The sequence below is a fragment of the Shewanella sedimentimangrovi genome, from assembly GCF_017354965.1.
GTDB lineage: Bacteria > Pseudomonadota > Gammaproteobacteria > Enterobacterales > Shewanellaceae > Shewanella > Shewanella cyperi.
In genome coordinates this window covers 3,385,780-3,411,948 of sequence record NZ_CP071502.1, presented here as the reverse complement: position 1 = coordinate 3,411,948, position 26,169 = coordinate 3,385,780, and the positions used below count along the sequence as shown (strand labels likewise).

Genomic DNA, 26,169 nt, shown 5'->3' with positions numbered 1-26,169 from the left:
GGGGCTTTTTGACGGCCAAGGCTGGGACCGTGAGCTCAATGTCTGCCGTTATTCCTGTCGGTGGTGCCGGCAGTGGCTATGCTCAATTTATAAGTACCCATTGAGAGAGGGCTATGGCATATCGATTCACACCGGGCATATTGCTGTTAGGCCTCTTTCTGGCCCAAGCTGGTCAGGTGATGGCTGGAGAGGTCATAGTCAGACGGGAGCCTCAGGCGTTCGACGCCTTTGCCGCGCGGGATCAGGCGGCCGAAGAGTGGCGGCGGCAACAATCCCTGAAGTTGGCGGAGCAACAACGGATATGGCACTCCTTGCCCGTGGATTGTCTGACCCTGAAGGGGCCTGTCTATCTTTGTGGTGACAGCTTGCTGTATCCCGTGAACCGGCGTGGTGTCAGAGTGTTTATCCAGCTTCAGCCACATTCATTGATTAAGACTAAAGAATGAACATGTTTTGTAACTTTTTTGTGCTGACATTGTTGGGGAGTATGGCTTAGTCTCAGACTAAAGAAGTCGCACCAGAGGGTGAGAAGATGAGATTATTGGTCTTTTCCGGGTTGATATTAGGCATTGTGGCGCTCAGTGGTTGCAGCCATACGACCTCTATCCAGAGTGTGGACCTCAATGGCTATTGGCACGATGAGCTGTTTAATCCTGTATCTGATGTTCCCTCTCCTGAACAAGTCTTTGCTTTGCCCCAAAAGGCAAAATCCGAGTTATTGCAAAGTTATAACCGAGCCAATATGGGCTCCGGTAACTCCATCAGCGCCCATGATTGGCTGTCTCAGCAGTTAAGAGCCGATAAGGGCGGCTTCCAGTACTACGATAATTACACCCGAATAGCCGAAGTGACCTACCAGGAGCGCCAGGGGAACTGTATGTCTTTGGTGGTGCTGTCTGCCGCTTTGGCTGACGTTTTGAATGTGCCGGTAGAGATATACGAGGTGCAGGTGGAACCCGTGTGGGATAAGCAGGGGGAGTTTTATTTACTGAATGGCCACGTGAATATCCGGTTAATGCCACCTGAATTGATGCACACAGCCTATGTCAGACCCGAAGCTATTCAGATTGATTTCTTGCCGGAAAGAGCCATGCGCGGTTATGCCAAGAAAAAGATAAGCAGACAGGCATTCTTGGCCATGTTTTATAACAATTTAGCGGCTGAGTCCTTGATACAGGGACATCAAGATAGAGCGTATGCTTTAATCAAACAATCACTGTTGCAGAAGCCAAACTTCACCCCGGCCTTGAATACGCTCGCCATTCTGTATCGCTATCGCGGTCATGAGGACTGGGCCGAGGACGCCTATCGATTGGCCTTGAGATACACGCCGGAGGATCTGACCACCCTGTATAATTTGGCTTTGTTGCTGGGAGAGCAGGAACGGTTGGAGGAATGGGCCGAGATCCACAAGGTGCTGGAACTCGCCAGGATCCGCAACCCTTATTACTACTATGATATGGCCCAACAGGCTTTTTCCGACCACGAGTATCAGCAGGCTCTCACCTGGTATCTGCGTGCGGTGGAGAAAGCCGATTATCGACACGAATTTTATTTCGGCCTTTCAAAGGCCTATTGGGCCACGGGCAATGAGCGTAAGGCCAAGCAAAGTCTGGAAAAAGCCTTGGCATTGAGCCGCGATGGCGACCGGAAGCGTTACCAATCCAAACTGAATGCCATGGAACATCATTAAAAAAGCGCCCCAATCGGGGCGCTTTACGTTAAGGCCTGGACCTCAGAAGCTGAGGGCCTGTTGCTGGAAACTCAATCTTGCCATTTGCCCCTGATCCCTGAGCTCCAATTCCCGTAAATGAAATGGTGCCTGAAGGCCGCTGGCCTTGATGAGGTTCGGTGACAGTGGCAGCACCAGCAGAGGATTATCCGGGGTAACCCAGGCCGCGACTTGGGTGTTGAATATCGCTATTTCCTCTCCCTTGCCATTGGTGCCGGTGAACACTGCCCCCAAGGTGAATCGTCCCTCGCTCTTGAGCTCCAGATTGAAACTCAGTTGCTCAGGAATATCGTCCTGCCACTGGCTCAGTACTGTGTCGGTTAATCTGGCGCTGGCGACGTAGGGCTTGAACACGGTTTTCACTGTGCGTCTTACCGTGGTAGTACCCACCTTGGCGGTAACATCCACCAGGATTTCGCTCAGCCCGGCGTTGGAGCTGACCTCCATTTCAGGCATAACCAATTGCCAGCCGTCATCCTGGTGGTTCAAGGACAGAGACGTTACCTGCCCCCGGCTATCCCGCAGTGTTGCGCCCAACACCTCGAAACTGTCACTGCCGCTCAAGGACAGGCCGAGGTGCATCTTGTTTTCGCCCTGTGCCAGCATGACCGGAGCCTGGGCTGTCAGCTGGTAGGGGCTGTTTTTCTCTTTAACATTCACCAGGTAATTGGCCGAGGGCACCAGGGCTTTACTGACCCGCAGCAGATAGTTGCCCGGTTGTGCCTGTGCCGACATCTGCAGCGCCGCTGAATTGTCATCCAGACCAGCGCTGGCCAGGGCATCCGCATCCGCCAATGAGCGTATCAATTGTCGGTTGGCCTGTTTTTCTTTGGGAGCGGTCAGTTCAATGTCCTGGGGGGCCACAGGTTCTGCCTGCATCAGAGCGCCCGAACTGTTATCGGTACGGGCGGCGACACGGATCATGGCCCCGGCTTGGCTGATGGGCAGGTTCAGACCCTGGTTGAGTTGTGCACCGGTCACATTCATCCAATACTCATCGCTCTGACTTTGCTGCGTCATTACCGGGTGTTGAGGTACATAGACTTGTCCCAATGGCTGGACAAAGCTCACCTTGTCCCGGGACGCATTGAGTCCCGGCAGACTGGGCTCGGCGATAACCTCAGCCGTCAAATCACCCTGTGCCGGTGGCGCCAGCTGCAGATCTTTGCTGACGGTCTGGTTCTGTTCTTCTTGTGGTGCCCGTTCCTGCTGACAGGCAGACACCAGGCCAAGCAAGGCCAATGCAGTGGCCAGTTTTGTCATGGTATGCATGCTGTTCTCCTAGATGTGATTGCGGATCAGGCTGTCGAGCTTGAAACAGGCCCGGCGGCTTTGCTGGTGGCTCAAAGGCTCGGCACCGGCAGTTTTTTGCTTGTCGGTAAACCACAATGTGCCGGCGGCGCTCTGGGAGCTGCAGTTTAGGAAGCCATCGGAGCAACTGTCGAGCCAGTTTTGGGTGGTTTCCAGCGCGACCTGGTACTGGTAGCCGGCACAATAGCTGTCGCTGTCCCAAATCGCCGAGTCCACATCTGAGCCCACCACGGTTTCGAATGGCTTACCCAGACCGGGACGACCGCTGGTGCCATAGAGCCAGGTACTGTTGTAATAACTCATCCAGCCCACTTGCTGTTGCTTGACCGCATCACTGTCGTAGCCCAGCAGCCATCCAAGAGAGGTTTCAAAGACATTGCCTTCACTTACGGCATCCGCCAGAGGTGTGCCTGCACTGGACGGTGCCAGCGCAATCACCCGGCTGGTGGCGTTAACTATCTTGGGGTAGCGCGCATCCCAGGTGGGATTTGACAGAACCCAGCGGACTATGTTGCCGCCATTGGAGTGGGTCAGCAGGATCAGGCTGTCGATGTTTTTGGCATCGATAAATTGCCCCAGCTGGTTAACCAGGCAACCCGAGGCGGCCTCGTCCCACATGTACTGATCGAAATCGCAGTTGATTACTGTGTAGTTGCCGCTGTTGGCCAGACCCTGACGCACCGAATTGACAAATTCGCTGGTCCAGTAGTCGTTCAGGGCATCGGTTTGTTTACCGGTACCGTGCACAAAGGCTAGTCCGGTGACGGCTTGACTCAGGGGGCTGACAGCAAACAGACCCAGCAACATTAATGTGTTGGAGATCTTCATTGGCTTATTTCTCTTTTAGAGTGTTGATTTTATAACGTCTTGTTGAACAGGTAAGACGTCTGACGTCTGACCTGTTTTTGTAACCTAGCGTTAACATTTGCCTTGGCGCAAGCCTAATTTTTGAGCGGTATTTTTCGCTGGGAATGCTGCTGTTTCAGCCTTCTAATTGGCAGTGATAAGCGTTTGTTACGGCTTGGTTAACTAATGGGAATGGCGTGCGGTGTTGTTTTAAACATCATCGGTGACAGATGAAAAAAATATTCCTTGAGCAGCAGAAGGTTAGACTTTTTCTGCCTGTTTTCGTCTGCCCCCACTGTCTGTCCGCAAACCAAGGCTTTATAAGGTATGTTTAAAGTTGCTAATGAAAAAATACTTATAAAACAATTAATTGAAATTATATTCTTGAAAAAATATCAACTTGATTGCTAACGCTGGCAATACTGGCTAAATTGACTGAGTCATTGCAAATAGAGAGAGTTTTGCTTAACCCCGGTTTTGGAGCCTGAATTACCATGTATTACCAGAATGATGATGTTCGGATTAATGAAGTCAAAGAGTTGTTGCCCCCGATTGCCATTCTGGAGCGATTTCCGGCCACCGAAGCCGCCTCAGCCACGGTATTTAATGCCCGCAATAGCATTCACAGGATCCTGGGCAAACAGGATGACCGTTTGCTGGTGGTCATAGGTCCCTGTTCTATCCACGATCCCAAAGCCGCCATGGAATACGGCGAGCGTCTGCTGGCCTTACGACACAAGTATCAGCAACAACTGGAAATCGTCATGCGGGTGTATTTTGAGAAGCCCAGAACCACAGTTGGCTGGAAGGGGCTGATCAACGATCCCTACATGGATAACAGCTTCAAGCTGAATGATGGCCTGCGGACCGCGCGCAAGTTGTTACTGGATCTCAATGATGCGGGCATGCCCACCGCCGGTGAGTTTCTCGATATGATTACGCCACAGTACCTGGCTGATCTTATGTGCTGGGGCGCCATTGGGGCCCGAACCACAGAATCCCAGGTGCACCGTGAGCTGGCATCGGGTCTGTCCTGTCCCGTGGGCTTCAAAAATGGTACCGACGGCACCATACGCATTGCCATAGACGCCATAGGTGCCGCCGCCGCGCCACACCATTTTCTGTCTGTGACCAAATTTGGCCACTCGGCTATTGTTTCCACCAAGGGTAATCCAGACTGTCACATCATATTGCGCGGCGGTCGTGAACCTAACTATGGTGCGGCCCAGGTGGCGGCCATAAGAGCTGAACTGGCAAGTTCGGGCCAGGCGGATAATCTGATGATAGATTTCAGCCATGCCAACAGCAGTAAGCAGTTCGCCCGGCAAATGTTGGTGGCTGAGGATGTGGGAGCCCAAATTGCTGCCGGCAACAACGGCATTTTCGGCGTAATGGTGGAAAGTCACTTGGTGGAAGGACGGCAGGATCTGGTGCCGGGCCAACCTCTGACCTATGGTCAGAGCATCACGGATGCCTGCATAGGTTGGCAGGACAGTGAAATACTTCTGGAAGGATTGAATCAGGCCGTGTTGGCAAGACGCAACAGAACCTGAAATCAGAAAAGGCGCCCAAGGCGCCTTTTTTAATGGTTAGGATTTCAATTTCTCGGCCAGGTATTCATTGGCCTTGGCCAGGCTGCCGAAGGAGGCGATAAGGTTTTGACGGCCCTTGGCCTGAAGTTCTGGATTGCCTGATTCGATCATCATCCATACCCAAGTCTGTATCAATGGCAACGGAGGGTATGGAACTTTTGAAGAATCCAACATAAATCTTCCTTAAGTATTTGTTTTGAAGGAATAAAATTGTCACTTTCCGCATGGGTGATCTTAGTGTCACCTTTGGGAGAATCAGGGTTTGCACTGGGTCAGGGTATCAAATTCTTTTTTACTTCTTAAGCCGGATCACCGCTCATTCACAAAAAAAATACTATAACCAACCGAAAAGTATTATTAAGCATGCTTTGTGGTAAGTCAAAGGTGGTATTTGATGAGGGTGCACAAACAGATCGAAGGCGCTTTTCGGTGAGTATTCAACAGCGGGTAGCACTGATACACTGGTTTTTTTCTTCCAGCATAAAGTGCCTTCATGCGTCCCTCCGCCTATATCGACGAACCAGTCACCCACCTCAACTGGCAGGTGTTGCGCCTGCTTTGGCCCTATCTGCTTGAATATCGAGGCCGCATAGTATTGGCGCTGGCGTGTTTGGTGATTGCCAAGCTTGCCAGTGTCGGTATGCCATTTTTGCTGAAAAACCTGGTCGATACCTTGAATTTGGGAACCTCAAGTGCCTTATTGGCTGTGCCCTTGGGCCTGGTGTTGGCTTACGGCGGGGTGAGGTTCCTGATGTCCTTGACCGGCGAAATCCGCGATACCCTGTTTGGGCGGGTGACGGAGCGCGCCATTCGCCGTCTGGGACTGGCGGTGTTTGAGCATTTGCACCGGCTGGATTTGGATTTTCATCTTGAGCGGCGTACCGGCGGCTTGTCCCGCGACATAGAGCGGGGCACCAGTGGTGTCAGTTTTCTGATGCGTTTTATGGTGTTCAACATAGTACCAACACTGCTGGAAATTGGTTTGGTGGTGTGCATCTTTCTGGCTAAATATGGCTGGCCCTTTGCGCTTATCACCCTGGCATCTGTGGTGATTTACTGCCTGTTTAGTGTGATGGCCACCGAGTGGCGCACTACCTATGTCAGGGACGCGGCCAGGGCCGACTCCAGCTCCAATACCCGTGCCATAGACAGTTTGCTCAATTATGAGACGGTCAAGTATTTCAACAATGAGGCCTATGAAGCCGACCACTATGATAATGCCCTGGCCGAATGGGAGCAGGCCAAACGCAAGAATCGTCTGTCATTGTTTGTGCTCAATGCCGGTCAGGCGCTGATCATTGCGCTGGCAATGACGGCCATGATGGCGCTGGCTGCCAAACGAGTTTCCGAAGGTAGCATGAGCATTGGCGATTTTGTGCTGGTGAATGCCTTTATGATGCAGCTGTTCATGCCACTTAATTTTCTGGGATTTGTGTATCGTGAAATCCGCGGTTCTTTGGCCAATATTGAACGCATGTTTGCGCTTTTGCGCCAGCAGCCCAAGGTGGTGGAACGGGAGGATGCCAGCTCGTTGAATTGCAGTCATGGCGCCGTCAGTTTTGAGCACGTGGGCTTCGGTTATGCGGACAGAGAAATACTCAAGGATGTCAGTTTTGAGATAGCACCCGGGGAAAAGGTGGCTGTCGTCGGGGACAGTGGTGCGGGAAAATCAACCCTGATCAAACTGTTATACCGATTCTACGATGTGGACTCGGGGCGTATTTGTATCGACGGTAAAGACATCAGGGATTTGACCCTAAGCAGTCTCCGCCAGGCCATAGCCATAGTGCCCCAGGATACGGTGCTGTTTAACGACAGCCTGCTGGAAAACATCCGTTATGGTCGACCCGATGCCAGTGATGAAGAGGTTCGCCGGGTAATTCAACATGCCCACCTGCAGCATTTTGTCGCAGCTTTGCCCGACGGTTGGGACACTAAAGTGGGGGAGCGCGGTCTCAAACTCTCTGGCGGTGAAAAGCAAAGGGTGGCCATTGCCCGGGCCATTCTTAAGGGCTCACCAATCCTGGTGTTTGATGAAGCCACTTCATCGCTCGACAGTGGTGCCGAGCAGGCCATTTTGCAGGCATTGCGCGAGGTGGCCCAGGGGCACACCAGTTTGGTGATTGCGCACCGCCTCTCCACCATAGTGGATGCCGATAGGATATTGGTGCTCAGTCAGGGCCGAGTGGTTGAGCAGGGCAGGCATCAGCAGTTGTTGCAGTTGGGGGGGCATTATGCAAGATTGTGGCAGTTGCAACATCAACATAGGCTGAAGTAACAAGTCAGCCGCGATTCAGCAAAGACTGAGCATAATCATCTGGATGCAAGGAAGGAGTCTATAGATGAAAAATATTGCGCTGCAGGTCAGTATTGAGGGAAAAACCGAGAAAATTACCACGGATTGGCAGGCGCTTTCGCCAGTGCTGAAACAACGCAAACTGACCGACGCCGAATTGATCGAGCTGTATCAACAGCTATCTGCCGGACTCAGGGTGTCGACCCGCGGGTTGACACTGGCTAAAAAAAGCGAGAGCTCAGTGTATTGAGAGGCGGTTATGCCAAAGCGCCTTTTGCTAAGGTGAACTGCAGGAGTTATTTGCCGGACTTATTGCCGCGCCATCCTTCGCACAACAGGGGTTGTTCAATTTTCTGCTCAGCAGGAAGTAACCGAATGATCTTCCCATCACGGAAACAAATTTGTTCCCCTTCGATTTCCGTCATGCGTCCGCAGTTCTGGCAGCTGACGCTCTTGACCTTGCTCGGCGGTAATCTGCTATCGTTCACTTGCCTATTTCCATCAGTGGATATGTGGTGCAGGTCACATAATCGGTGTTATTTGTGATCTGCCACGCCCGAATAATGTCCAGTATACCGGAATTGCACCAGGAATAAATCATATTTCTCTTATTAGGTATATTGGTCGTAATAATTGTCCAGCGTGATGGATAATCCTGGGGGCATCACTATTGGAAATTGATATCGTGTTAACCGCAACGCCACAGGCATGGGTCAGCATAACCGTATTCTGGTGTAAATTACGACTGTAATTGGCCACACTTACCGATCTGTTTCCCGACTCTAATCCCTGCTGATGCATGGGGTGATGGTTCGAGCGACGTTTTTGGCGGCCCGGTATACCCTGCTGTGTTCGGCGTGATTGAATGGCAGTTCTTCGCTGTTCTGATCAAAGAAAGATTGCCGAAAAAATTCACCTTGTTTTCAAATAGGTAGCAAGGGCAGCCTATGGCGGGATACTTGTGCCTGATGGCTTGCCGGGTTTGCAGCTTGTCCGCCAGATACAACTACACCGGCGCCTGTGCTCCCGCTTCTTATTCTCCTGACTTGGCGTTTGGCTCACCGTAATGGCTTGTTTTGAATCCGACCACTTGCTCTTGGCTCAGGGTGAGCTGGAACAGTTTGTTGTATTCATTTTCGCTGATGGGGGCGATTTCCGGTCCACCCAGCTTTTCTATCAGTGGTCCAAGGGTGTTGGAGTGGCCGGCTACCACCCAGTTACCTTCCCCCTGGAGTATCTGGCTGGCGATATCGGCCAGGCTGGTCGCCAAGGGTTGTTGCAAAGGTATCACTCGTATTGGCAGTTTTCTGTCTTCGCTCAGAGGTGTCAGGGTTGCCTGGGTGCGGATAAATTGGGATGCAATCAGCCCTTCAAGCGGAATGCCGTGCAGATGCCTGACCAGATCCCGGGCGCGTCTTTGTCCCTGTTCCGAAAGCTGTGGGTCTTTATCGGCGGAAAGTTGTTTCTCGGCGTGGCGCAGCAGAAAAATCATTCTTTCCTGGGCCCGGAGCGGGCTGATCTGACACAGTGCCATGGCCAGGGTAATAAGAGGTATCCATTTCATTTTCAGGCTTATTCTTCCGCAAAGTCGTAAAGCCGAGGATAAACTTTTTGTTTGCTTATAGAAATGATTAAAGTAGGTTAAAAATTAGCCGATAATAAAGACAGGGCGTAAAGGGTCGAGTGGAGGCCAGCATGGAAATCCGTCAAGCCAATAAATCAGTCAACAATCAACGGGGTCAGCAGGGGCAGCATGGTGCTGCCGTATCTACTGTTGCCAGGGATAAAAGCCAGGTCGACGGCAATCATGGTGGCGCCGTGTCAGAGGTGGCCAGCAGCAAAAGTGCGGCCCAGGTCAGCAAACAGTTGATGAACTCCGCCATTCTGGCCGCCCAGCAGGAGGTGAATCTCAGTGCGGGCAACGAACCCATGGCGCTGCTGTACCGGGCTGCCATTGAGGCCATCAACGAGGAATTGGCCCCCACCCTGGGCGAAAATGCCCTGCAGAAAGTTGCAGAGGAAGGCATAGATACCTCTCCCGAGGGAACCGCCGGCCGCATTGTGGACTTTGCGACCCAGTTTTTCAGTGTCTATCAGGAACAGAACAGCTCGATGGCGTTTGATGATCAATTGTCAAACTTCATGGATATCATAGGTGGTGCCATAGATCAGGGCTTTAAAGAGGCGCGGGATATCCTCAGCGGCCTCAAGGTACTTGAGGGCGACATAGCCGCCGGTGTCGACATGACCTATGACCTGGTACAGCAGGGATTGCAGGCATTCCGTGACAGCTTCAACAAGGATGAAGCACCACAGACCTGATATATCCCTCAGTAAAAAGGGTTTTTATTCTTCCCTGACGGGCTTATGCTGGTGTTGACGTCCCGCGTCGCCGGGACATAAACATCCGCTTGGCTCTGGGGGGAATATGTGGGTTGAAGGCACAGTCATTTCACGCATAGATTGGACAGATACCTTATTTTCCTTGCGCATTCGCGCACCGCTTGCCCCCTTTATTGCCGGGCAATTTATTAAACTCAGCCGCATCCTGGACGATAAGCGTATCGCCAGGGCCTATTCACTGGTTAATCCTCCCGGCAGCGATTTCCTGGAAATTTTGGCCGTGACTGTGGAAGAAGGCCAGCTGTCCCCCAGGTTGCAGGAGCTGAATCCCGGCGACAGGATAGAAGTCACAGCCACCGCCGCCGGTTTCATGACCCTCAACGAACTGCCCAAAGACATAGGTAAACACCTGTGGATGTTAGCCACGGGCACGGCGATCGGCCCCTTTGTTTCCATGTTGGCCACCGCCGAGCCCTGGGACAGATTCGAACGTCTGGTGCTGGTTTATGGTGTGCGCCACCGGGGCGATTTGGCCTACCTTGATGAGCTCAAGGCCCTGCAAGCCAAATATCCGGATAAGTTCTCCCTGATCCTCTCCGTCACCCGCGAAGCCGTTGACGGCGCCTTGCAGTGCCGTATTCCCGAGGCCCTGGCCAGCGGTGAACTGGAGCGATTGGCCGCTCTGGCACTCTCGCCGACCGATAGCCAGGTCATGATTTGCGGTAATCCCGACATGCTTGCCTCGGCTCAGCAGCTGCTGCTCGAGCGCGGGCTGACCAAGAATTTACGCCGGGCCCCCGGCAATATCACAGTGGAAAAATATTGGTAACAGTTAGCAAGGAAATGCCATGAAACTGCTTTGTTCTGATGCTTCACCCTATGCCCGCATGGTCAAAATCGTCATCCGCCATCTGGCCCTTGATGTGGAAGAGATCATCACCAACCCTTTTGACAATGGCCCCGAATTGATCGATGCCAACCCCCTGGGTCAGGTGCCCTGTTTGTTTCTCAATGATGGCTCAGCCCTGTATGACAGCGAGGTGATTTGCCGTTATCTGGATGCCAACTACGGCCAGGGAAAACTGTTTGGCAGCGACTGGCAGGCGCAGTGCCAGTTTTCCCTGTTAAAGGGGCTCATCGACAGCTCGGTTAAGCTCAGACAGGAGCAGATGCGTGAGGATGAAGGGGTACGCTCCCCCTTCTGGACCGCCCGCTTTGAGCAGGCCCTGCTGCGGGGCATGAAGGAGCTGGAGCGCCTGGGCTTGGGCGCCGGTGCCGAGATCAATGCCCGGACCATAGCCCTGGTGTGTTTACTCGATTATCTGGATTTCCGTCATCCCAACCTGGATTGGCGCAAGGTGGCACCTGCTGTGGCCCTGTGGTTTGGCGAGGTGCGCAACCAGAACATTTTCGAGCTGACCAAGCCCAAGTAAGACCGTCCTCCATCAAGGCCGTGGCTGGCGCTGCGGCCTGTTTTTCAGTTGTGCAATCCCTTTTTGTTCGCCGACTCCAAGCCAATATTCTGTTACAAGCTCACCAAAGTCGCAGGCTGTAATTTGTGACAGAACTCTGTACGCTAAAGCCTCGCAGGAGGAAACTAAAATGATAATAAGCAAGCGACGGATTTTATTTGGAATTGTTTTCGGGCTCGGCATGATATCGGCGGCACAGGCTATGGACAGGATCACAGGCCAGGGTTTTGCCAGCCGCTCCGAGGTGTACGCTGTCAATGGCATGGCGGCCACCAGTCAGCCCCTGGCCACCCAGGTGGCTCTGGATGTGCTCAAGCAGGGCGGCAATGCGGTTGATGCGGCGATTGCTGCCAACGCTATGTTGGGATTGGTGGAACCCACGGGTTCGGGTATAGGTGGGGATCTGTTTGCCATAGTCTGGAGCGCCAAAGACAAAAAACTCTATGGCCTCAACGGCTCAGGTCGCAGCCCCAAGTCTCTGACCCTGCAGATGTTGAAAGACAAGGGCGTGGATTACCTGCCACCCTATGGACCCTTGCCGGTATCTGTGCCCGGTGCGGTCGATGGCTGGTTCGAACTGCACGACAAATTTGGCAAGTTGCCCATGCAGGCCATTCTGGCACCGGCCATAAGCTATGGCCGCGAAGGTTTTCCCGTCTCCGAACTCATCGCCTACTACCTCAAGGGCAGCGTCAGCCGTCTGGGGCAATTCCCCGGTTTCCGGGAAACCTACATGCCAAGTGGCAGAATGCCGGGAGTGGGCGAAATCATGCGCAACCCGGCGCTGGCCAACACCTATGAAAAAATTGCCAAGGGTGGCCGGGATGCCTTTTACAAGGGGGATATCGCCAGAACCATTGCTGCTTACATCAAAGAGCAGGGTGGCTATCTGAGTTATGAGGATCTTGCCGGCCACAGCAGTGAGTGGGTAGAGCCTGTCTCGGCCAATTATAGGGGCTATGACGTCTGGGAACTGCCACCCAACGGTCAGGGCATAGCGGCGTTGCAAATTCTCAAAACACTGGAGCCATTCGATCTCAAGGCCATGGGCCGTGACAGCGCCGAATTTGTGCATCACTTTGTTGAGGCCAAGAAGCTGGCCTTTGCCGACAGAGCCAAATTCTATGCCGACATGGCCTTTGCCAAGGTACCTGTGGACGGGCTTATTTCGGCGGACTACAACCGCCAGCGGGCCGGGCTTATCGATCCTCAACGTGCCGCCAAATCGGTGGAGCCGGGCAATCCCAACCTGCAACATGGCGATACTGTGTACCTGACCACCGCCGATGGTGAGGGCAACATGGTGTCGCTTATCCAGAGCAATTTTCGTGGTATGGGCTCGGGTATGACTCCACCTGGTCTGGGTTTTGTGCTGCAGGACCGGGGGCAGTTGTTCGACCTGACGCCGGGCCGTGCCAACAGCTACGCCCCCGGCAAGCGACCATTTCATACCATTATTCCGGCCTTTGTCACCAAGGATGGCAAACCCTGGCTCAGTTTCGGGGTCATGGGCGGCGCCACCCAGCCACAGATGCATGCCCAGATCCTGATTAACCTTATCGACTTTGGCATGAATCTGCAGGAAGCTGGCGACGCACCGAGGATACTGCACTCGGGCTCCAGCGAACCGACCGGCGAGCAGATGCAGGATGGCGGCTTCATCAGCCTCGAATCAGGCTTCTCCATGGAAACCCGGCGTGAGCTGCTGAAAAAGGGCCATGTGCTCAGGGATGCTCTGGGGGATTTTGGTGGTTACCAGGCCATAGGCCGGGATCCCAAAACCAGGGTTTACCGGGGTGCCTCCGAGAGCCGTAAGGACGGTCAGGCGGCAGGATACTGAGAATAATCAGTTATCAAAACAGGCAAATGTGCACCGCTCGCTGCTATTTTGAATTAAAGTCAGGGATAATACTGCCGACAAGGGAAATCCTTTCTGAGGTCGATAGCAATGGATAATCAGGATATGCCGCGTGAACAATTGGGCGTGTGTGCCGAGGGAAACCTGCACAGTGTGTATTTGATGTTTAACGCCGTGGATGGCGAAGAGGCGGCGCTGCGTGCCTGTGTTGCCAGTGTGGCCCAGTACATCTATGAATTGTCGGATCAATATGCCGACAGCGCCTTCAATGGCTTCATCGCTATCGGGGCCAATTACTGGGACACCCTCTATCCCGAAGCCAGGCCGGCGCTGCTGAAGCCATTTCCGGCCATGGAAGCGGGGAGCCGCGAGGCTCCGGCCATCGAATTCGACCTGTTTGTGCACCTGCGCTGCGATCGCTTCGACATTCTGCATCTGGTGGCCAATGAAGTGGCACAAATGCTGGAAGATTTGGTGGAGCTGGTGGATGAGGAGCGCGGGTTCCGTTTTATGGACAGCCGTGATTTGACCGGCTTTGTTGACGGTACCGAGAATCCCAGGGGCCGTCACCGCCAGGAAGTGGCTTTGGTGGCAGAAGGCGATCCCCTGTTTCGCGGTGGCAGCTATGTTCATGTGCAGAAATTTGCCCACGATCTTGGCAAGTGGCACAGGCTGGCGGTGAAACGCCAGGAGGACATCATAGGCCGTACCAAGCTGGACAACATCGAATATGCGTCGGCCGATAAGCCGCTGACCAGCCACATCAAGCGGGTCAATCTCAAGGATGGCGACGGTAACTCCCTGGAGATCTTGCGCCAGAGCATGCCCTTTGGCTCGGTGAAGCAGCAGGGACTGATGTTTATTTCAGTGTGCCATACACCACGTCATTTTGAGCTGATGTTGCAGTCGATGATCCAGGGCGACGGCGCCGGTAATCACGACCATTTGCTGCACTTTACCAAGGCCATGACGGGGTCGTCTTTCTTTGCCCCCTCGCTGGACTTTATGGCGAGCTATGGTGCCTGAAATGAAAAAGCCCTCTCATGAGGGCTTTTTACTGCAGCTTATTCGCTGAAATTAAACAGGGATTTTACCGTTTCCAGGGTATCATCAATGGTTTTGATGCTGGATGGGCAGATAAAGATGGTATCATCACCGGCTATGGTACCGAGTATCCCCTCGGGCTTGCCGATGGAGTCCAGCAGGCGGGCGATGAGCTGGGCGGCCCCCGGGCTGGTGCGTACCACTATCATGGCTTGGTTGTGATCCACATCCAGCACCAGGTTTTTCAGTGGGCTGCCGGCGGTGGGCACTCCGAGTTCGGCGGGCAAGCAGTACACCATTTCTTGTTTGGCATTGCGGGTTCGCACCGCGCCAAACTTGCTCAGCATCCTGGATACCTTGGATTGGTTGATGTTGCTGAATCCTTCGGCCTGCAGTGCGGCGACGATTTCGCTCTGGGAGCCGAAACGCTCCTCCTTGAGGATCGCCTTGAAGGTTTTGATGAGATCGTCCTGATTTTTGCTTGTTTGCATGGTCGTTGTTATTCTATTATTCATAAAAACAGCGCCATTCTGCATACTTTTCACTTTTTTGTCAACAATGAATCGGTTTTTGTGAATAAAAATTCATGATAAACCGGGGTTTAATACCCGTCTTCAAACGACTGTTTCAAAAAGCTTACGCTTTCAGCGGATTTTGCCCTGCCAGCGGGTCTACCCGACCAAGGGATAATTGATATTTGGGTGGCAATCCATTAATGTTGCGCCATCATAAAGGTCCCATCTCACAAATATCCGAGACTAGACGGAGATAACTATGAAAGTTGCTGTTCTTGGTGCTGCTGGCGGTATTGGCCAGGCTCTTGCCCTTCTGTTGAAAACCCAACTGCCTGCTGGTTCAAAGCTGTCATTGTATGACATCGCTCCAGTGACCCCAGGTGTTGCCGTGGATCTGAGCCACATCCCTACCGCCGTTGAGGTAAAGGGTTTCTGCGGTGAAGACCCAACGCCAGCACTGGAAGGTGCCGACGTGGTGCTGATCTCTGCCGGTGTTGCCCGTAAGCCTGGTATGGATCGCTCCGATCTGTTTAACATCAACGCCGGTATCGTGCGCAACCTGATTGAAAAAGTGGCTGTGACCTGTCCCAAGGCGCTGGTGGGTATCATCACCAACCCGGTAAACACCACTGTGGCCATTGCTGCCGAAGTGCTGAAAAAAGCCGGTGTTTATGACAAGAACCGTCTGTTCGGTGTAACCACTCTGGACGTTATCCGTGCCGAGACCTTCGTTGCCGAAGCCAAGGGTGTTGACGTGAAAGACGTTAAGGTTAACGTGATTGGCGGCCACAGCGGCGTAACCATTCTGCCTCTGCTGTCTCAAATCGAAGGCGTGAGCTTCTCCGACGAAGAAGTTGCAGCCCTGACCAAGCGTATCCAAAACGCCGGTACCGAAGTGGTTGAAGCCAAGGCCGGTGGCGGCAGCGCGACCCTGTCCATGGGCCAGGCGGCATTCCGTTTCGGTATGTCTCTGATCCGCGGTCTGCAGGGCGAAGCCAACGTGGTTGAGTGCGCCTATGTTGACGGTGGCAGCGAGCACGCTGTGTTCTTCGCTCAGCCAGTGCTGCTGGGTAAAAACGGCGTCGAAAAAGTACTGCCTTACGGTGACATCAGCGCGTTCGAAACCAACGCCCGTGATGCCATGCTGGACACCCTCAAGGGTGACATCCAACTGGGTGTAGACTTCGTTAAGTAAGTCTCAGCCGGGAGAAAAACGGAGCCACAGGGCTCCGTTTTTTATTGTGTTTTTTCCAGCGAAATGAAGTTTTATCCACTGAAAAGTAGGCAATTTTTCCCATGCTTGGTAAGCTAAATCTTATCTTTTGCCAACAGAATCACTGATTCCAGTGGAGAGCTGTTATGAAGCCATGTGAGACCCGTTCACGGACACTATCGGGCCCAGGCCTGCTGTTGTCTCTGTTAATGCCCCTTCTGCTGTTATCCGGAAATGCCCTCGCGGCCAAGGAAAGACCCCGCCCGGTGAAGGTGATGCAGATTTCCCTCGCCGATGGCAGTGGCGAACGCGTTCTGCCGGGGCAGGTGAAGGCCAGCGAGCGGGCGGCACTGTCGTTTCAGGTCTCAGGCGAGATCAGCGCCATCAAGGTTCGTCCAGGTGAAGCGGTAAAGGCAGGTCAGTTGCTGGCATTGCTGGACCCGGCCATTTACGAGCAACAGCTGGAAGTCGCCAAGGCCCAATTTGAATTGGCCAAGGTCCTGTTCGAGCGTGCCAGCAGCCTGGTGGAACAGGGCGTGGTATCCCGCAACGATTATGACAAGTACAAGAGTGATTATGCCGTGGCCCGCGCGGCCTTGGACAAGGCGGAAACGGACTTGAGCTACACCCGTCTGCTGGCGCCCTATGATGGCATTATTTCCCAACGTTTCAGACGTCAGTATGAATTCGTGCCGGCCCAGCAGCAGGTGCTGGGGATCCGCAATGAAGCGGCAATCGATGTCAGCTTCCAATTACCAGAGCAATACATAGGTGCCCTGCAGCGCAGCCCCCAGGGCCAGGGAAAGGTGCTCGGTGCCGAGGTCAGGTTTGACAGCAGCGACCTCTGGTTCTCCGCCAGCCTTAAAGAAATGAATACAGTGGCGGACATCAGCACCGCCAGCTATACCCTGGTGCTGACCCTGCCAATGCCTGAAAAGCTTAACATTCTGCCGGGCATGTCGGCCGCGGTGAAGGTCAGGCTCGCGGGCGACGGAATGGTGGCCCAGCCAGCGCTGCCCGAGGGGGCTCTGGTTCGGGAAGACAAGGGCAACTTTGTCTATCGCTGGTTGCCTGCGGAACACAAGGTGGAGAAGGTGGCCGTCACCTTGAATGGCACTGTCCTGGAGTCCGGCCTCAGCGATGGTGACTTTGTGGTGGTTGCCGGGGTGGATGAACTCAGTGACGGTCAGACCGTTGAGCGCTGGGTGAAGGAAAGGGGACTCTGATATGCGCAACATCCGATTGGCGGCACTGCTGCTTTTGCTCTGTGGCTGCAATGGGGCCCAGCAAATGAGCCCCGAACAGGTGCGGGTGCAAACCTTCACCATTCCGAAAACCGAAAACGAGATGATCCGGGTGTTCAATGGTGTATCCCGGGCCCAGGATCTGACCCAGTTGTCCTTCAGGATCCCCGGTCGCATTGCCAGTATCCCGGTCAGCAAGGGCCAGGTGGTGAAGCAGGGCCAGGTGCTGGCACTATTGGACAAGAAAGATTTTGAAATCATCTTGAGCGATCGCCGGGCGCGGCTGGAAGTGACGGCCAAGCAGGCTGAGCGCGCCAAGCAATTGGTGGATCAGCAATTGATGGCCCAGGCCGAGTACGACCAGCTGCAGGCACAATTTCTGGTGGCCCAGGCCCAGGCGCGTCAGGCCGAACTCAATCTGCAATACACAGAGCTGAAAGCACCCTTCGATGGCACAGTCAGCGACGTGTTCCCCAAGTCATTTGAAAACGTGCAGCCCGGAACTCCGATAGTCAGCATGCACAAGAGTGAGCGCATCGAGGTGGCGGTGCAGGTGCCGGATGTGCTGATTGCCGTGTCCCGCCCCGTGGATCAATCCCACCCCAAAAGCGAGCTCAAGGTCAGCTTCGAGGCCTTCCCCGAGGTGTGGTTCAAGGGCAGTTTGCTGGAAATCACCTCGGAAAAAGATCCCGCTTCCCAAACCTATATAGCGACGGTGGCGGTGGAATTGGATGAAGGCTACAAGGTGCTCGAAGGTATGCCGGCCAAGGTCGAAGTGGATCTGGCCAAGGTCACCTATAGCTTCAGTCGCCAGTTCAAGGTGCCGGTGGCGGCCGTGGTCATGCCCGATGGCAGCGACATCGACAGGCAGGACGCCGGGGTCTGGTTGTTCGACCCGGCAAGTAATCAGGTGCATTTTCAACCCGTGACCCTGGGGGTGATTACCGGTGACAGGATAGAAATCCGCGCCGGTCTCAGCGAAGGCCAGATGATAGTCACCCAGGGCTTGTCCCGTCTGGTCGAAGGCCAGCAAGTTGAACGCATCCCAGGATAAGGAAAGCACATGAGCGTAGCAGGCTATTTTGTCAAAAATTCTGTCATCAGCTGGATGTTTACCCTGATCCTGCTGATAGGCGGCATCATGTCCTTCAACCGTCTGGGACAACTGGAAGATCCACCGTTCACCATCAAGGATGCCATAGTGGTAACCCTGTATCCCGGTGCCACATCTACCGAGGTGGAGGAGGAAGTGACCTATCCTCTGGAGAAAGCGATACAGTCCTTGCCCTATGTGGATAAATTGCGCTCCCTCAATACCTCGGGCATGTCGCAGATTATCGTGACCATGAAGAAAACCTATGGTCCCGACAAGCTGCCACAGATCTGGGACGAGCTGAGACGCAAGGTCAACGACATGTCGACCCGCTTGCCACCGGGGGCGCAGCAGCCACTGGTGAACGATGATTTCGGTGACGTTTTCGGCATTATGTTGATGATCAGCGGTGAGGATTACGGCTACCGGGATCTCAAGGACTACGTGGATTACGTTAAGCGCGAACTGGAGTTGATCCCCGGTGTCGGCAAGGTCTCCCTGGCGGGCGAGCAGCAGGAGCAGGTGTTTGTTGAGATGTCGCTCAACAAGGCCGCCAGCTCCAACCTGGATCCTTCGCTTATCACCAATCTGCTCAACAGCCAGAATATGGTGACGGATGCGGGCAATATCCGCATCGCCGGTGACAATCTGCGGATCCGTACCAGTGGCGGCAGCAAGTCGGTACAGGAACTGCAGGAGCTGATCATTCCCGGCACCAGTGGTGACAAGCTGATTTACCTCAAAGACGTGGCCACGGTGCGCCGCGGCTACCAGGAGATCCCCTCCAACACCCTGAGCTTTAATGGCCACCAGGCCATCAACCTGGGTATTTCCTTTGCCTCCGGGGTTAACGTGGTTGCGGTCGGTGAGGCCGTGGATGCCAAACTGGCGGAAATTGAAGGTGCCCGCCCGGCGGGGATGAAGATTGAGACCATGTACAACCAGCCGGTGGAGGTCAGCAAATCGGTGTCCAGCTTTGTCTGGAACCTGATAGCCGCCGTGGTGATAGTCATAGGTGTACTGTTGCTGTTCATGGGACTCAAGAGTGGCATTCTCATCGGCCTTATCCTGTTCCTCACCTGTCTTGGCACCTTTATCCTGATGAAACAGGCGGATATAGAGCTGCAGCGCATTTCCCTCGGCGCCCTCATCATTGCCCTGGGGATGCTGGTGGACAACGCCATAGTAGTGGTGGAAGGCATACTTATTGGCCGCCAGATGGGGCAGACGACCTTGCAGGCCGCCGAGGCCATAGTCAAACAGACCATGTGGCCGCTGCTGGGCGCCACGGTTATCGCCATTACCGCCTTCGCTCCCATAGGTCTGTCACCGGATGCCACCGGTGAGTTTGCCGGTTCCCTGTTCTGGGTGCTGCTGTTTTCGCTGTTTCTGTCCTGGGTGACGGCCATCAGCATCACCCCCTTCTTTGCGCGGCTGTTCTTCGGTGAGGCCGGTAAGGCCCAAACTGCCGGTGAAACCAAGGATCCTTACGGTGGTGCCTTCTTCCATGCCTATCGCGGCCTGCTCGATCTGTGCATGCGTTTCCGCTACCTGAGCGTGCTGGCGGTGGTGGCGCTGTTTGTGCTGTCCGTGGTCGGTTTTGGCTGGGTGAAACAGTCCTTCTTCCCGCCATCTACTACGCCAATCTTCCTGGTGGATATATGGATGCCGGAAGGCACGGACATTCGTGAGACCGGCACAGTGGTGTCCGCCATGGGCGATATGGCGGGCAAGCTCGACAACGTTGAGTTTGTGGCCGCCACAGTAGGCAAGGGTTTTCCGCGTTTTATGCTGACCTATTCGCCGGAGAAAAACTACGCCGCCTTTGGCCAGTTGGCGGTGCGTACCGCGGACTTCGACAGCTTGACCGGGGTCATGAAGCAATTCCGCACCGAGGCCGAAGCGGCATTCCCGCAAACCCAGCTCAAGTTCAAGCGCCTGGAAATCGGTCCCTCCACCGATGCCAAGATTGAGGCGCGTCTGTCCGGGGCCGATCCCGATGAACTGCGGCGTTTAGGTGCCGAGGTGAAGGCCATCTTCGCCGCCACCCCGGGCACGGTGAACGTGCGCCACGACTGGCGTGAACGGGTTAAGTACATAGCGCCCAGGTTCAACGAAACCCAGGCGCGACGCCTTGGCATAGTGAAAAGCGAGGTTGACCGGGCGCTGAAGTTCTCCTTCGCCGGACTGCAAATCGGTCTCTATCGCGAAGGCACCAGTCTGCTGCCCATTGTGGCCCGTCTGCCCGATGAAGAGCGGGTCGACATTGAGTCGCTGGAGAGCGTGCGCATCTGGAGCCCGGTGCTCAAGACCCTAATCCCGCTGCAGCAGGTGGTGGATGGCTTCGAGGTCAAATTCGAAGATCCCATCATTCAGCGCCGGGACCGCAAGCGCACCCTGACCGTGTTCGCCGATGCCGACTTTGAATACGACATACTGCCGGCGGCCCTGTTCGCCCAGGTGCGCGACAAGGTGGAGGCGGTGCAACTGCCGCCCGGTTACGAGCTGCATTGGGGCGGCGAATTTGAGTCTTCCCGCGACGCACAAAAGTCACTGTTCGCCACCTTGCCTTTGGGTTATGTGCTGATGTTCCTCATCACGGTATTCCTGTTTAACTCGGTGCGTAAGCCGCTGGTGATCTGGTGCTGTGTGCCCCTGGCCATCATAGGCATTACCCTGGGGCTGCTGGTGATGGACAAGCCCTTCAGTTTTATGGCGCTGCTGGGGATGCTGAGCCTGTCGGGCATGTTGCTGAAAAACGGCATAGTGCTGCTCGACCAGATTAACCTGGAGATCAACCAAGGGGTCGAGCCGTTCCGCGCCGTGTTTGAAAGCACCGTCAGCAGGGTGCGGCCCGTGTGTATGGCGGCGGTGACTACCATCCTGGGCATGCTGCCGCTGATCACCGACGCCTTCTTCGAGTCCATGGCGGCTGTGGTGATGTTCGGTCTCGGGGTGGCGACTATACTGACTCTTATCATAGTGCCGGTGTTTTACATCATCTTCTTCCGTATCCAGTACCGCGATTATCGCCACTTTGATTCGGAAGCCGCTAAGGAAACCGGGGGAGCCGCAGGATGAGAAACCATGATTTCAGCGCCGGCAGTCTGTTTGCGGCGCTGCCGGCAGCCCTGAATGATGAGGTGTTTGAAGATCTTATCCGGGCGCCGGGTTGCCGTATCGAGCGTATAGTCTCCAACGGCCAGGCCACCCCCGAAGGGGAGTGGTACTGCCAACAGCAGCATGAGTGGGTCATGCTGCTGCAGGGGGCTGCTGAGCTGGGTTTCGAAGATGGCCGCAGTTTGGTGATGAAGCCCGGCGATCACGTCAATCTGCCCAAAGGATTGAAACACAGGGTCAATTCCACCAAGGCCGATGGGATCAGCATCTGGTTGGCGGTGTTCTACGATTAAGCGGCTTTTCTGGCCCGCTGGCTCTGCTATACTCTGTGCCCTTAATTTCACTCCCACTGAAATAGCGGTAGAGCACAGAGCATGACCACAGGCGTTGAAATCTTTATTCCCGGCCAGGCGGCCCAGGTTCACTCCGAGCGCGAACAAGCGCCCAAGGTTGAACTGGCCGACAACAAGCTGGAGCTGCTGGCCCCGGCCAAAAATGCCGACTATGGCATTGAGGCCATACGCCACGGTGCCGACGCCGTCTACATTGGTGGTCCCGCCTACGGCGCCCGTCATACCGCCGGCAACAGTGTGGCCGATATCGCCCGCCTGTGTGAATTTGCCCACCGCTACCATGCCCAGGTGTTTGTCACCTTCAACACCATTTTGCTGGACGACGAGCTGGAACAGGCCCGGCGCCTGATTTGGGAAGTCTACGAGGCCGGCGCCGACGCCATTATCGTTCAGGACTTGGGCCTGCTGGAGTTGGAACTGCCCCCCATTGCCCTGCACGCCAGTACCCAGATGGACAACCGGGTGCCGGCCAAGGTGGCCTTCCTTGAGCACGTGGGTTTCTCCCAGGTGGTTCTGGCCCGGGAGCTGAGCCTGAGCCAAATCCGTGCCGTGGCGGCCGAGACTAAAATGCGCCTGGAGTACTTTATCCATGGCGCCCTGTGCGTGGCCTTCAGCGGCCAGTGCTATATCAGTGAAGCCTATACCGACAACCGCAGCGCCAACCGCGGCGAGTGTTCCCAGCAGTGCCGCATGCCCGGCAACCTCAAGACCCGCCAGGGCGATATTATCGCCAGCAACGAACACATGTTGTCACTCAAGGACAACAACCAGACCGAAAACCTGGAGGCGTTGATCGATGCCGGGGTACGCTCCTTCAAGATTGAGGGCCGTCTCAAGGATCTGAGTTACGTGAAGAACGTAACCGCCCACTATCGTCAGCAGCTTGATGCCATCATGGCCCGCCGCCCCGAGTTTGAACCCGCATCCCATGGCCGCTGCAGTTACAGCTTCCAGCCGGATCCGGACAAGAGCTTCAACCGCGGTAAGACCGACTATTTCACCCACGAGCGTCAGCCCAGTATTGCCGACTTCCGAACTCCCAAGTATCTGGGTATAGAAGTGGGCAAGGTCAGCCACATAGGCAAGGACCACATAGTGGTGGATTCAGACACCGAGTTTCACAACGGTGACGGTCTGGGCTTCTTTGCCAAAAACTATGAAAAGGCGCGCCTGTCCGATGACAAGCTGACCGGATTCCGGGTCAACCGCGCCGACGGCAATACCTTGTATCTGAAGGAAGTGCCCAAGGATCTGCGCCTCGGCGTGACCCTGTATCGCAACCACGATCAGGAATTCGAGATGCTGCTCTCAAAAGAATCTGCCGAGCGTCTGGTGCCGGTAAATTTCGCCCTGGCCGATCGCGAAGGCGGTTTGGCACTGACGGCCTTTGATAACCATGGCCATTCGGTGACAGTGACCGCTGACTTCGACAAGCAGCAGGCCAAGGACATTGAGCGCAACCGCGACGGCCTTATCAAGAATCTCGGCAAGCTCGGCAATACAGATTTCAGCCTGGGTGAGATAGATCTGGGCGATGCCGGGGCCGTGTTTGCCCCGGCATCCGTCATCAACGGTTTGCGCCGCGAGGCCATTGAAGCGCTGGAACAGGCCCGCATTGAAGGCTATCGTCGCCCCACGCCATGGCAGCGGGATATGAGTGCCCGCTATCCCCAGCGCAGCCTGACCTACCTTGGCAACGTGTCCAACCAGAAGGCCAAGGATTTCTACACCCGCCATGGTGTGGTGTCGATTCGCGATGCCTACGAGGTGCGGCCGGTGAAGGGCGATGCGCCGCTGATGATAACCAAGCACTGTATCCGCTACAGCTACAACATGTGCCCCAAGGAAGTGCCGGGTCTAAAAGCCGAGCCGCTGGAAATGGAACTGGGCGGCAAGCCGTTCAAGCTGGTGTTCGACTGCCACAAGTGTGAAATGCTGGTGGTGGGCTAAGCCATTCTTTAAAAAAAAACGGCGCCTGAGGGCGCCGTTTTTGTTTCTGATGCAAGGCGTCAGCGTCCCTGGCAGCTACCCGGGTAGCAGGCTGGTTGGCGCGGACAGGCGGCGCCCCGGCTGCAGATAAGCCGCGCCCCCTTATCTATGCCACGTTCGACCCAGTTGATATTGAGGATCCGCGCTATGCTCATTAGCTGACGGCGGATCGGAGCAGGTATGGGTCCCTGGCCACCGGCGCTGACGCACTGGTGCTTGAGTTCCTCCGCCAGACTCAAGGCATCCGTCCCCTGGGCCTCAATGGCGGGATTGAGATCTATACCGGCACAGAGCACATGATGGTTGCCTGCCAGATCGTCCACCTTCACCGACTCGCAGCAGTAGATCCTCGGGCTGCCGTCCACATCCAGGATTGAGATCTGCGCCGAGCTGCCATCGCTGGGCTCGCTCAACATACGAAATACCGCCCAATGCTGGCAGGGATCAGGTACCTGGCGCATATTGCCCCAGGGCAGGGGAATACCGTTACCCCGGTACACTGCCTTGAGTTTACCCGGGGCGTAGGCATCAAAATAGTGCCAGTGCGGATAGGGCGACACCACTGTCATGCGGCGCATGGCCACCGAGGCCGAGACGCCGATTTTGGCATGGGTGCCAATCTCGTAGCCATTGCGCTCCAGCAATTGGCGGAAGGGCACCTTGGGACACAGCAGGGCGCCGGCGAAAAAGCTGGATTCAAAGTCACGCCAGGCGCCGAGCATGTCCTGGGCATTGACCGTGGAGGACGCGGGTTCCGGGGCGCCCATGCCATCGCCAACCGTCAGCACCCGGTTCAGGCCGTCTTTGTTGTGCAGCACACAGTGGCCTATGTGCACCGCCAGGTCGTACTTGAGCCGCTCGGGCTGGGTCTTCAGCAGGTTGTTGATAAAGATGCTGGCGGGTGGCTCAAAATAGGAGGTCACCAACTGGCGCTGGGGGATCCCGTTCTCGTCCACCGCAGGTGCGGCCCCTTCACTGAAAAAGCGCACCTTCATGCCGAGGCGCTTGGCTATGGCCAGCAAATCTTCTGCGGTCAGATGCAGGTTTTTGCCACCCACTTCGTCGGCGGCCCGCTCCAGATCCGGAAAGTGATTCTGATGGTGTTCCTGGTGGGCGCGGATCAGCAGCTGGGCAAACTGGCGGCCGCTGACCCCGGTTTGGGACAGCATTTCCGGAATGGCTATTTGCAAAATATCGCGGGAAAACAAAAAGCTTGGCTCCAGCGCCATGCCGTTGATGCCACCGCGCCGGCCCTTGTCCGGGGTGATGTCCTCCTCCTCCGGCACGTCGTCGAGAAACCAGTCCGGCGACTTTTCAAATACCTTGGCAATGACCGCCAGCATGGCGCTGCCGGGCACCCGTTTACCGCGCTCAATCATAGACAGATAGGACACGGACGGCGCCAACTCGGGATCGATGCGTACGCAGCGGGCCGACAAATCTTCCATCGTCAGATGATTGCGTTTACGCAGGTTCCTGATCTTGGTGCCCATAAAATGGGACTTGCGCATCAAGCTTTTTTCACTGGCCATTTTGTAAAATTCACACTGTGAAATTTTTATTGTGAAATTACAGTTAAAAATACCCTAGACTAAAAATCAAGCAAATTCGTGAAGGCATTCTGCCCGCGACACTGCAATACCTTTGATGACCAGCGATAGGGGAAAGGCGATGAACATGACCATGATGGATAGCCGTGAACAGCATCTGCAAGAATGGATTGGAATGGGTGAAACCCGGGATGTCGCCGCCTTGCTCGACCGTCATTTTCCCCTGGCCCAGGGTTCCCACGCCGAGGTTCGCGGTTATCTGGTGTATTTCCAACACCTGTTGGCCTGTTTTGAGAATGGCAGTCAGACCGGCCTGGCACAGCCATCGCAGTTTGTGGCCCTGTGCGGCTCCCGCACCGAACCCGAGGCGCTGCTGCTGAAGTCCGGCGAGCACCATATCGCCCTGTTGCTGGCGCGCTGTGGCCAGGATTGCCGACTGGATGATGTGCAGTTGGAATCCCACTCCATGGGCTTGGATACCCGCAGCGGTGAGCTGCAACCCCAGTGGTTGAGCCTGTGTCACTCGGCCCCCATGCCAGGCTGCCGCTTCACCGCCAGGGAAGGGGGCGAATATCGTCTCTAGTATTCGCTGTCAGCC

At 55.1% G+C, this 26,169-nt stretch carries 22 protein-coding genes and 1 pseudogene; 17 read left to right on the top strand and 6 right to left on the bottom strand.

What is annotated here, in order from left to right; all coding sequences use genetic code 11:
• Positions 1–113: 113 nt before the first annotated feature.
• A complete protein-coding gene (locus JYB85_RS15095) occupies positions 114–446 on the top strand; it encodes a hypothetical protein (RefSeq protein WP_207379952.1) in 333 nt (110 codons plus the stop codon).
• Positions 447–532: 86 nt separating this feature from the next.
• Positions 533–1,693: a tetratricopeptide repeat protein gene (locus JYB85_RS15090; protein ID WP_207379951.1), complete on the top strand. Its 1,161-nt coding sequence runs from the start codon at positions 533–535 to the stop codon at positions 1,691–1,693.
• A gap of 42 nt (positions 1,694–1,735) precedes the next feature.
• Here JYB85_RS15090 and JYB85_RS15085 read toward each other — a convergent pair whose 3' ends face one another.
• Entirely contained in the window at positions 1,736–3,004 is a 1,269-nt protein-coding gene (locus tag JYB85_RS15085) for a DUF4785 domain-containing protein (RefSeq protein ID WP_207379950.1), read from the bottom strand.
• Between the two features lie 9 nt (positions 3,005–3,013).
• The gene (locus JYB85_RS15080) at positions 3,014–3,871 is read right to left on the bottom strand and encodes a lipase family protein (RefSeq protein ID WP_207379949.1); all 858 of its coding nucleotides are present in this window, start codon (positions 3,869–3,871) and stop codon (positions 3,014–3,016) included.
• Positions 3,872–4,383: 512 nt separating this feature from the next.
• Here JYB85_RS15080 and aroG point away from each other — a divergent pair.
• The 3 genes from aroG (at position 4,384) to JYB85_RS15065 (ending at position 8,027) form a co-directional block, all read left to right on the top strand.
• Positions 4,384–5,442, top strand: coding sequence for a 3-deoxy-7-phosphoheptulonate synthase AroG (gene aroG, locus JYB85_RS15075; RefSeq protein WP_207379948.1), 1,059 nt, complete (start codon positions 4,384–4,386; stop codon positions 5,440–5,442).
• Between the two features lie 532 nt (positions 5,443–5,974).
• Positions 5,975–7,759, top strand: coding sequence for an ABCB family ABC transporter ATP-binding protein/permease (locus tag JYB85_RS15070; RefSeq protein WP_207379947.1), 1,785 nt, complete (start codon positions 5,975–5,977; stop codon positions 7,757–7,759).
• 64 nt (positions 7,760–7,823) lie between these two features.
• Entirely contained in the window at positions 7,824–8,027 is a 204-nt protein-coding gene (locus tag JYB85_RS15065; protein ID WP_207379946.1) for a hypothetical protein, read from the top strand.
• A gap of 556 nt (positions 8,028–8,583) precedes the next feature.
• Here the strand turns inward: JYB85_RS15065 and JYB85_RS18995 are convergent.
• Both JYB85_RS18995 and JYB85_RS15060 read right to left on the bottom strand, forming a co-directional pair.
• A pseudogene (locus JYB85_RS18995) lies at positions 8,584–8,783 on the bottom strand (FMN-binding glutamate synthase family protein); the annotation flags it as partial.
• 27 nt (positions 8,784–8,810) lie between these two features.
• Complete coding sequence (locus tag JYB85_RS15060) at positions 8,811–9,341, bottom strand: SixA phosphatase family protein (RefSeq protein ID WP_207379945.1); 531 nt, start codon at positions 9,339–9,341, stop codon at positions 8,811–8,813.
• 131 nt (positions 9,342–9,472) lie between these two features.
• Between JYB85_RS15060 and JYB85_RS15055 the strand changes: the two genes are divergently transcribed.
• From JYB85_RS15055 to JYB85_RS15035, 5 genes are all read left to right on the top strand, one after another.
• Positions 9,473–10,099 carry a DUF5610 domain-containing protein gene (locus tag JYB85_RS15055; protein WP_207379944.1) on the top strand — a complete coding sequence of 209 codons (627 nt, stop codon included), beginning with the start codon at positions 9,473–9,475 and terminating at the stop codon, positions 10,097–10,099.
• 106 nt (positions 10,100–10,205) lie between these two features.
• Positions 10,206–10,949 (top strand): ferredoxin--NADP reductase, encoded by a 744-nt coding sequence (locus JYB85_RS15050; protein WP_207379943.1) that lies wholly within the window; start codon positions 10,206–10,208, stop codon positions 10,947–10,949.
• Between the two features lie 19 nt (positions 10,950–10,968).
• Positions 10,969–11,553 carry a glutathione S-transferase gene (locus JYB85_RS15045; RefSeq protein WP_207379942.1) on the top strand — a complete coding sequence of 195 codons (585 nt, stop codon included), beginning with the start codon at positions 10,969–10,971 and terminating at the stop codon, positions 11,551–11,553.
• Between the two features lie 169 nt (positions 11,554–11,722).
• Entirely contained in the window at positions 11,723–13,432 is a 1,710-nt protein-coding gene (gene ggt / locus JYB85_RS15040) for a gamma-glutamyltransferase (RefSeq protein WP_207379941.1), read from the top strand.
• 108 nt (positions 13,433–13,540) lie between these two features.
• Positions 13,541–14,476 carry a Dyp-type peroxidase gene (locus JYB85_RS15035; protein WP_207379940.1) on the top strand — a complete coding sequence of 312 codons (936 nt, stop codon included), beginning with the start codon at positions 13,541–13,543 and terminating at the stop codon, positions 14,474–14,476.
• Positions 14,477–14,514: 38 nt separating this feature from the next.
• On the opposite strand, the gene argR is transcribed toward JYB85_RS15035, so the two are convergent.
• The gene (argR, locus tag JYB85_RS15030) at positions 14,515–14,985 is read right to left on the bottom strand and encodes a transcriptional regulator ArgR (protein WP_207320765.1); all 471 of its coding nucleotides are present in this window, start codon (positions 14,983–14,985) and stop codon (positions 14,515–14,517) included.
• 283 nt (positions 14,986–15,268) lie between these two features.
• On the opposite strand from argR, the gene mdh reads away from it, so the two are divergent.
• From mdh to JYB85_RS15000, 6 genes are all read left to right on the top strand, one after another.
• The gene (gene mdh, locus JYB85_RS15025) at positions 15,269–16,204 is read left to right on the top strand and encodes a malate dehydrogenase (protein ID WP_207379939.1); all 936 of its coding nucleotides are present in this window, start codon (positions 15,269–15,271) and stop codon (positions 16,202–16,204) included.
• A gap of 164 nt (positions 16,205–16,368) precedes the next feature.
• Positions 16,369–17,448 carry an efflux RND transporter periplasmic adaptor subunit gene (locus JYB85_RS15020; RefSeq protein WP_207379938.1) on the top strand — a complete coding sequence of 360 codons (1,080 nt, stop codon included), beginning with the start codon at positions 16,369–16,371 and terminating at the stop codon, positions 17,446–17,448.
• Between the two features lies 1 nt (position 17,449).
• Entirely contained in the window at positions 17,450–18,520 is a 1,071-nt protein-coding gene (locus JYB85_RS15015; RefSeq protein ID WP_207379937.1) for an efflux RND transporter periplasmic adaptor subunit, read from the top strand.
• Between the two features lie 9 nt (positions 18,521–18,529).
• Entirely contained in the window at positions 18,530–21,640 is a 3,111-nt protein-coding gene (locus tag JYB85_RS15010; protein WP_207379936.1) for an efflux RND transporter permease subunit, read from the top strand.
• Positions 21,637–21,972 carry a cupin domain-containing protein gene (locus tag JYB85_RS15005; protein ID WP_207379935.1) on the top strand — a complete coding sequence of 112 codons (336 nt, stop codon included), beginning with the start codon at positions 21,637–21,639 and terminating at the stop codon, positions 21,970–21,972. Before JYB85_RS15010 ends, JYB85_RS15005 begins: the two co-directional genes overlap by 4 nt.
• A gap of 81 nt (positions 21,973–22,053) precedes the next feature.
• On the top strand, positions 22,054–23,982 hold the full coding sequence (locus JYB85_RS15000; protein WP_207379934.1) for a peptidase U32 family protein: 1,929 nt from the start codon (positions 22,054–22,056) through the stop codon (positions 23,980–23,982).
• Between the two features lie 59 nt (positions 23,983–24,041).
• Here JYB85_RS15000 and JYB85_RS14995 read toward each other — a convergent pair whose 3' ends face one another.
• Positions 24,042–25,553 (bottom strand): DUF3612 domain-containing protein, encoded by a 1,512-nt coding sequence (locus tag JYB85_RS14995; RefSeq protein ID WP_207379933.1) that lies wholly within the window; start codon positions 25,551–25,553, stop codon positions 24,042–24,044.
• Positions 25,554–25,692: 139 nt separating this feature from the next.
• On the opposite strand from JYB85_RS14995, the gene JYB85_RS14990 reads away from it, so the two are divergent.
• Positions 25,693–26,154, top strand: coding sequence for an aldolase/citrate lyase/malate synthase family protein (locus JYB85_RS14990; RefSeq protein ID WP_207379932.1), 462 nt, complete (start codon positions 25,693–25,695; stop codon positions 26,152–26,154).
• Positions 26,155–26,169 lie beyond the last annotated feature (15 nt).

Bases quoted from the DNA above. Each gene is read 5' to 3' on its own strand.
- JYB85_RS15065 (WP_207379946.1), top strand. From the start codon at position 7,824: ATGAAAAATATTGCGCTGCAGGTCAGTATTGAGGGAAAAACCGAGAAA.
- JYB85_RS15060 (WP_207379945.1), bottom strand. From the start codon at position 9,341: ATGAAATGGATACCTCTTATTACCCTGGCCATGGCACTGTGTCAGATC.
- JYB85_RS15070 (WP_207379947.1), top strand. From the start codon at position 5,975: ATGCGTCCCTCCGCCTATATCGACGAACCAGTCACCCACCTCAACTGG.
- JYB85_RS15035 (WP_207379940.1), top strand. From the start codon at position 13,541: ATGGATAATCAGGATATGCCGCGTGAACAATTGGGCGTGTGTGCCGAG.
- JYB85_RS15010 (WP_207379936.1), top strand. From the start codon at position 18,530: ATGAGCGTAGCAGGCTATTTTGTCAAAAATTCTGTCATCAGCTGGATG.
- JYB85_RS15020 (WP_207379938.1), top strand. From the start codon at position 16,369: ATGAAGCCATGTGAGACCCGTTCACGGACACTATCGGGCCCAGGCCTG.
- JYB85_RS15080 (WP_207379949.1), bottom strand. From the start codon at position 3,871: ATGAAGATCTCCAACACATTAATGTTGCTGGGTCTGTTTGCTGTCAGC.
- JYB85_RS15095 (WP_207379952.1), top strand. From the start codon at position 114: ATGGCATATCGATTCACACCGGGCATATTGCTGTTAGGCCTCTTTCTG.
- aroG (WP_207379948.1), top strand. From the start codon at position 4,384: ATGTATTACCAGAATGATGATGTTCGGATTAATGAAGTCAAAGAGTTG.
- JYB85_RS15050 (WP_207379943.1), top strand. From the start codon at position 10,206: ATGTGGGTTGAAGGCACAGTCATTTCACGCATAGATTGGACAGATACC.
- argR (WP_207320765.1), bottom strand. From the start codon at position 14,985: ATGCAAACAAGCAAAAATCAGGACGATCTCATCAAAACCTTCAAGGCG.
- mdh (WP_207379939.1), top strand. From the start codon at position 15,269: ATGAAAGTTGCTGTTCTTGGTGCTGCTGGCGGTATTGGCCAGGCTCTT.
- JYB85_RS15045 (WP_207379942.1), top strand. From the start codon at position 10,969: ATGAAACTGCTTTGTTCTGATGCTTCACCCTATGCCCGCATGGTCAAA.
- JYB85_RS15090 (WP_207379951.1), top strand. From the start codon at position 533: ATGAGATTATTGGTCTTTTCCGGGTTGATATTAGGCATTGTGGCGCTC.
- JYB85_RS15055 (WP_207379944.1), top strand. From the start codon at position 9,473: ATGGAAATCCGTCAAGCCAATAAATCAGTCAACAATCAACGGGGTCAG.
- JYB85_RS14990 (WP_207379932.1), top strand. From the start codon at position 25,693: ATGAACATGACCATGATGGATAGCCGTGAACAGCATCTGCAAGAATGG.
- JYB85_RS14995 (WP_207379933.1), bottom strand. From the start codon at position 25,553: ATGGCCAGTGAAAAAAGCTTGATGCGCAAGTCCCATTTTATGGGCACC.
- ggt (WP_207379941.1), top strand. From the start codon at position 11,723: ATGATAATAAGCAAGCGACGGATTTTATTTGGAATTGTTTTCGGGCTC.
- JYB85_RS15000 (WP_207379934.1), top strand. From the start codon at position 22,054: ATGACCACAGGCGTTGAAATCTTTATTCCCGGCCAGGCGGCCCAGGTT.
- JYB85_RS15005 (WP_207379935.1), top strand. From the start codon at position 21,637: ATGAGAAACCATGATTTCAGCGCCGGCAGTCTGTTTGCGGCGCTGCCG.
- JYB85_RS15015 (WP_207379937.1), top strand. From the start codon at position 17,450: ATGCGCAACATCCGATTGGCGGCACTGCTGCTTTTGCTCTGTGGCTGC.
- JYB85_RS15085 (WP_207379950.1), bottom strand. From the start codon at position 3,004: ATGCATACCATGACAAAACTGGCCACTGCATTGGCCTTGCTTGGCCTG.